5 protein-coding genes are annotated in these 6,258 nt (G+C 60.7%); 2 read left to right on the plus strand and 3 right to left on the minus strand.

What is annotated here, in order from left to right:
- Together HLUSI_RS0107090 and HLUSI_RS0107095 are read right to left on the minus strand one after the other, a co-directional pair.
- Positions 1–1,556, minus strand: a 1,556-nt coding sequence (locus tag HLUSI_RS0107090; protein WP_016833322.1) for a methyl-accepting chemotaxis protein, incomplete at its 3' end; no start/stop codon positions are given.
- Positions 1,557–1,753: 197 nt separating this feature from the next.
- Positions 1,754–2,518: a YdcF family protein gene (locus HLUSI_RS0107095; RefSeq protein WP_330987144.1), complete on the minus strand. Its 765-nt coding sequence runs from the start codon at positions 2,516–2,518 to the stop codon at positions 1,754–1,756.
- Positions 2,519–2,755: 237 nt separating this feature from the next.
- On the opposite strand from HLUSI_RS0107095, the gene HLUSI_RS27390 reads away from it, so the two are divergent.
- Together HLUSI_RS27390 and HLUSI_RS0107105 are read left to right on the plus strand one after the other, a co-directional pair.
- Entirely contained in the window at positions 2,756–4,087 is a 1,332-nt protein-coding gene (locus HLUSI_RS27390; protein ID WP_016833324.1) for an HdeD family acid-resistance protein, read from the plus strand.
- A gap of 382 nt (positions 4,088–4,469) precedes the next feature.
- Positions 4,470–5,309, plus strand: coding sequence for an alpha/beta hydrolase (locus tag HLUSI_RS0107105; RefSeq protein ID WP_016833325.1), 840 nt, complete (start codon positions 4,470–4,472; stop codon positions 5,307–5,309).
- Positions 5,310–5,984: 675 nt separating this feature from the next.
- Here HLUSI_RS0107105 and HLUSI_RS0107120 read toward each other — a convergent pair.
- Positions 5,985–6,258: GGDEF domain-containing protein (locus HLUSI_RS0107120; protein ID WP_029363235.1), on the minus strand; the 274-nt coding region annotated here is incomplete at its 5' end.

Here is a 6,258-nt window from a genome sequence, read left to right on the forward strand (position 1 = left end):
TGCACATGGCCGGCATCAAGCTTGAAGCGACCGACCAGTTGCGCCAGCGTGGCGGCCTGGTCTTGCAGCGATTGGGCAGCAGCAGCAGCTTGTTCCACCAGCGCGGCGTTTTGCTGCGTGCCTTCATCCATCTGCGTGATGGCCTGGCCGACTTCGCCGATACCGGCGCTTTGCTCCTGGCTGGCCGAACTGATTTCACCGACGATGTCGGTCACGCGCTTGACGCTGGCAACCACCTCGTCCATGGTTGCACCGGCTTGCTGCACCAGCTTGCTGCCGACGTCGACCTTGGACACCGAGTCGTCGATCAGCGTCTTGATTTCCTTCGCCGCCGCCGACGAGCGTTGCGCCAGGCTGCGCACTTCACTCGCCACCACCGCGAAGCCGCGGCCTTGTTCGCCTGCGCGCGCGGCTTCCACCGCGGCGTTCAGCGCAAGGATGTTGGTCTGGAAGGCGATGCCGTCGATGACGCTGATGATGTCGACGATCTTGCGCGACGATTCATTGATCGAACCCATCGTGTCGACCACCTGGCTGACGACCGCGCCGCCCTGGATCGCGACTTCCGAAGCAGACACCGCCAGCTGGTTGGCCTGGCGCGCATTGTCGGCGTTCTGCTTAACGGTCGAGGTCAGTTCTTCCATCGCGGAAGCGGTTTCTTCCAGCGAGCCGGCCTGTTGCTCGGTGCGGCTCGACAGGTCGAGGTTGCCGCTGGCGATTTCACTCGACGCGGTAGCGATGGTGTCAGCCGACGATTTGATATTCGAAATCGTATGCGTCAGCGAATCGCGCATGCGCTTGAATGCGTACACCAGACTCGATGTGTCGCCCGGCGCGGTGTTGATGACCAGCGTCAGGTCGCCGTCGGAAATGCGGTTGGCGATTTCCGCCGCGTCGCCGGGGTCGCCGCCGATGATGCGCAGGATGCTGCGGTTGTTGACCACCACCAGGGCGATCAGGATGATGGAGAAGCCGAAGACGATCGCGATCAGTTGATAGACCGATTGCGTGAACGCCGCATTCACATCGTCCATGTAGACGCCGGTGGTGACGATCCAATCCCATGGCTCATAGCGGAACGCATAGGATGTCTTCGGCACCGGATCGGGCGAACCGACTTTCGGCCAGATGTAATTGATGAAACCGCCCTGAGGCGATGCGGCGGCCTTGGCGATATCGACGAACACCTGATTGCCGGCCGGATCCTTGAAGTTGGTCAGATCCTTGCCGTTCAACTCGGGCTTGATCGGGTGCATGACGGTCACGGCAGACGAATTGGATACCGAGAAATAGCCGTCGGCGCCGTAGCGCATCATCTTCACACGCGCCAGCGCGGTCTTCTGCGCTTCTTCCTTGCTCATCGTGCCGTTCTTGGCCAGCTCGCCGTATTCCTTGATGGTGCTCATGGCGACCTGCGCCACGTTGATCAGATCTTTCTTGCGTTCTTCAAGGCGGATGTTGTGCGCCTGGTAAGCGTTGAACAATGAAATGGCGAGCAGAGCGATCAGGCTGATGACGAGCGGCGCCCACAGACGTTGTTTGAATGAAAGTTTCATTCCATGGTCTCCAGAGTTTTCTTTGATTGAAATGGAAATGCTCGGCGTGTCTGCGCATGCCTTGAAAACTTGGATAAAAATACCCGAGTTGTCCTCCGGAATGCTGCCCGGACTGTGTCGTTAACGGCGCGACAACAGGATAACTTTAAACGTGGTAGAAAAAAAGAAAGCCCCGATTAGTGAGGCTTTCCTTGGCCTTATCGACTCTTGTCAGGAGCCGGTCGCAACGCATACCAGAGCATCCCTATCCATTCGTGCAGCGCGTAGTTGCTGCGCCGCAAGCCTTCGCCGCCGGGTAACCAGTCGTTGAGCGTCAGCCGTTCGCTGCTGAAAAACACCGTTGGCGCCGGGATCACCTCGATGCCTTGTGCACGAAAGCTGCGCACCGCGCGCGGCATGTGCATGGCGTCGGTCACCAGCAGCACGCGTTGTATGCCCGTGCCGAGCAAGATCGGAGCCGTCAGCCGGGCGTTGTCGGCGGTGGTGTCGGACGCCTGTTCCTGCCAGCGCGTGGCGACGCCGAAGTCGTCGCGCAGGCTGCGCGCCATCACGGCCGCTTCGCTTTCGACCGAGCCGTCGGGTTTGCCGCCGGTGACCAGAATGGGCAAGCCGCTGGCGCGGTGCAGGCGCGCGGCGTATTGCAGCCGTGCAAGAGTGAGGAAGCCGGGCTTGTCCTGATGAGCGTATTCCGGGGCATTCGACAGCCGCGCGCCGCTAAGCACGACGATGGCCTGGGCTGTCGGAGGAATCGATGCCAGCGGAGTTGTCTGCGCCTCCAACGGCGCGACCAGCAGCAGCGCGCCGGCCCGTGTGCTGAAGACCAGCAACAGGGTTACCGCTGTCCAGCTCAGCCATAGCGCTTCAGGCCGACGTCGCCGCAGCAGCAGCCCGAGGGCGCCGAGCAGCACCACGTTCAGAGGAAACAGCAGCACCGTGCTGGCAAGTGCGGAGAAGATGAGCATGAATGGCATAAAGGGAGAAGGGCAGAAAGGCGCAGAAGGCCGCCCATTGTCGTCGATTTTTTCCATTGGAAACAAGTGCTGCGGCGACGGTAAAATGGATGCCGGGAAACAAATGAAAACAGGTGAAAACAGGCCGGGCCGCAGAAGTCGGTCGGCGGTCATCTTAACGGGGAATGAAACGTGATACGTTTGGTGTTGTTGTTGCTTGGAGCGGATTTTATCCGGCGTTATTGGCATGTGCTGGCTTTGATGGGGCTGGCATGGGGCATTGTCGGCGTCAGCCTGTGCATCGATGCGCTTGACGGCGTGCTGGTGTTTCCGCTCACGCTGTTCGGCTGGCTGCTGCTGCTGGAAAGCCTCGCCACGCTGTTCCTGGCATCCAGCGGCGTGGGTGCGCAAAAAACGCTGCGTTACGTCAAAGGCGGTCTGTTCCTGCTGATCGCGCTGCTGATCATCTCGCCCTATCACCAGAGCGACATGCTGCTGGCGATGCTGTTCGGCACCGCTTTCACGATCGGCGGCGGCTTGCAGATCATTTCGGCCTCCATCGTGCGTTTTCCGCGCTGGCGCATGGCGCTGGCAGGCGGTATCGGCCAGATTCTGATTGCGATTTTTTTCTTCCAGCCTTATCCCACGCACTACAAGGGCACCGTGCCGTATTGCCTCGGCATGGGACTGATCTTCAGCGGCTGGAGCTTGATCTGGCTGGCAAGTCGTTCGCGCCGTTTGCCGCGTGAGAGTTCGTTGTCGCAACTTGCCTATCGCAACGCCGATTCCGACCGGCCGCTCGATGCCGGCAGCTACGACGGCCAACTGGCGGCGACGACCCCGACAGTCAACGCGTCGGCGACGCCGCTGACCGTGCACGTCTGGACGCCAGCCGGTTCGGCCAGGGAAGCAACGCTGCATCGTCCCATCGTCGATCGCTACATCGCCGCGGTCGACGCCAGCGGCCGCATCTCGACTGGTCACGCCGCGCTTGAGATCGCGCCGAGCCTGTACATCAGCCTGTATCCGGCGGTTGAAATCGATCGTTCGCCGGGCGAGTTTTCACGCCTGCTGCGCGCAACGCCGGACAACAATGTGCGCGGCCGTTACCTGGCCGACTATCCGTCCGAATCGGCGGCGTGGTGCGAGTCGACCGAAAAGATCTCGTTCCGCGACTACGATGCGCGCCACTTGCAGCAGTTCTGGCAAGACTATCGTCGCGAAGAAATCTACAACCTGACCCACCGCAATTGCTCCAGCACCGTCGCGCATGCGTTGGAGGCGGCATTGGAAGGCGTGATCGGCAAGCGCGCCGATCACTGGCTCAGTTTCGTCAAGATCCTGTTCACACCGGAAGTCTGGGTTGCCAGCCACATCCGCAAGCGCGCCATGACGATGGCCTGGACGCCGGGGCTGATACTCGACTATGCGCGTGCATTGCGCGCGGTCGTGCATCCGCGTCCGCTGTCGTGGCTGGCGAGCGTGCAACTGGCGCTGCGGAGTATCCGTCGCACGCGCCATCGCGAGCGCATCGAAACAGCAACTCGAGCAGCTCAAGCAGCTCGCGATTCGACGCCATAAGCGCGCAATAGCAGCAAAAACCGGCGTCGCCGCGACAGGAGAGCTTGTCCTACAAGGCAATCCGGTATCGTCCGATTGGAAGAGAGCCGAGGCGAATTTATTATCTGGGCTTGATACCGGAGTTGGCGGTTAGAAAATATACCAACACCAATTCCCCGGGAGCGCTCAATGCGGCGCTCCCCCAGCCGCCCGTCAGTCTGCCCGCAGTTTTTCCGTGCAGATCGCCGGGCGCGTTTGTTTCTTCAGGCCTCTTCTTTGTTGTGCTCCCATTTTTCTTCGCCGTGCCTGTGCCGTCTTCAAGGCAGAGGCGATTCTGTGCGTTGTCGGTTTTTAGGGCAATATGCAGGCGTCCGTGATCTCCTCTTCAAGGAAGCGCAGCGCCATGTCCGACAATAATCAAAATACGGGATTCCTCCAGGCCGCCGACGGCGTCCGGCTTTTCTATCGTGAATACTTGCATCCGCAGCCGCGCGGAGCTGTCGTGCTGGTGCATGGGCTGGGCGAGCATGGCGGTCGCTACGCTGAACTCGCGGGGATTTTTCATGCCGCCGGTTTCTCAGTGCGGATACATGATCATCGCGGCCATGGCCGTTCGGAAGGCGCGCGCGGCAGCTTGCAGGCGACCGATGATTTTCTTGATGATCTCAAAACCGTGTTCGACGATTTTGCCGCGGCCACGCAGACCGCGCCATTCTTGTTCGGCCACAGCATGGGCGGTCTGGTGGCGGCGCGTTTTGCCACCGGCGGCTGGTCCAGGGTGCGCGGCCTGATGTTGTCGTCGCCGGCGCTGGCGATCCGGATGTCCGGTTTCCAGAAATTCCTGTTGGCGCTGACCACCCGGATCGCACCAGGCTTTGCGGTGCCGACCAGCCTGCCGGCGCAGCGTTTGTCGCATGACGAAGCCGTGGGGCGCGACTTCCTCGGCGATCCGCTCAACCATGGCAAGGTGGCGGCGCGCGTCGTCAATTTCATGCTGGACGCAATGGCTTGCGTGCAGCGCGACGCCGGCACATTTACCTCGCCGCTGCTGCTGCAGTTCGCCGGCGACGATGCTTTCGTCGATCCGTCCGGCAGCCGCGCTTTCTTCGCGCATGTGCCGCAAGTCGACAAGACGATGCATTGTTACGACGACGCTTTCCACGAGATTTTCAACGAGTCTGCCGAGCGCCGGTTGCGTGCGCAAAAGGACGTGGTCGCGTGGCTGGAATTGCATCTGGAGTGATGCAAGAAAAAGGCGGGATAGTTACATTTTGCTGCTTCGCACAGTGGCCGTTCGAGGCAAAAACTTAACCCCGATTTGCAAGTGTAAATTGCCCTCAGGGCTGGCCGCTGGGAAGGTTGGCGAAGCCGCAACGACTGTCAAAACCCACGAAGCCGGGTACACAGGCGCAGCCGGTGATGGCCAGCGCCAGTGCTGTCGCGAGGATGAGGGTCATGATGCGCGGCATGAGCAGTCTTTCGAAATGAAGGGAAGCGAAATGAAGCGTGGAGTGTAATGCCAAGTCGGCGCGGTCACCCAGCTCCATAACGACGGCGGAGGAGGATACTTGAACAGCCGGGGGAAATTGTAAAGAGGCGGAAAAGAAGGTTTTCCGGGGCGCAAAAAGCAAAAGGGCGGAAATCTCCGCCCTTTTTCGTCTTCCGGGAATTGCTCGCCCGCCCGCGGTTAGCCGCGGAAGGGCGGTTGCCGTGGATCAGCGTGTCGACGCGAAATAGCGTGCGACCATTGCAGCGATCAGCAGGGTGTACGGCAGGACGTCGATTAGGATACGCATGGTGGGCTCCGCAAGAAAGTGATTTATGTTGCGTTGCAGTATGCGTGTTTCAGGCATCCATTTCCAATTTCGATTTCCAATACCAGTTATCGTTTTATTGAATATCAGGCCGCGGACGTCCTTCAGTTCATGAGGAAAGCGGATGTCGCCGCCGGTGAAAACAACTCCGGACGGCCAATGCAGACCTGGTTGCGGCCGTTGTCCTTGGCCTCGTACAGCGCCTTGTCGGCGGCCAGCGCCAGCGTACTTGTACTGCCGCCGGGGCCCGGCACCATGGCCGACACGCCGATGCTGAGCGTGACGTGGCACAGCGGCTGGTTGTGAGCGTGCGGAATGCTTGCGGCGGTCAGGTTAAGCAGCAGGCGTTCCCCGACCAGCCGGGCGCCGGCGGCCGAA

This window comes from Herbaspirillum lusitanum P6-12 (assembly GCF_000256565.1).
In the GTDB taxonomy this organism is placed as follows: domain Bacteria; phylum Pseudomonadota; class Gammaproteobacteria; order Burkholderiales; family Burkholderiaceae_D; genus Herbaspirillum; species Herbaspirillum lusitanum.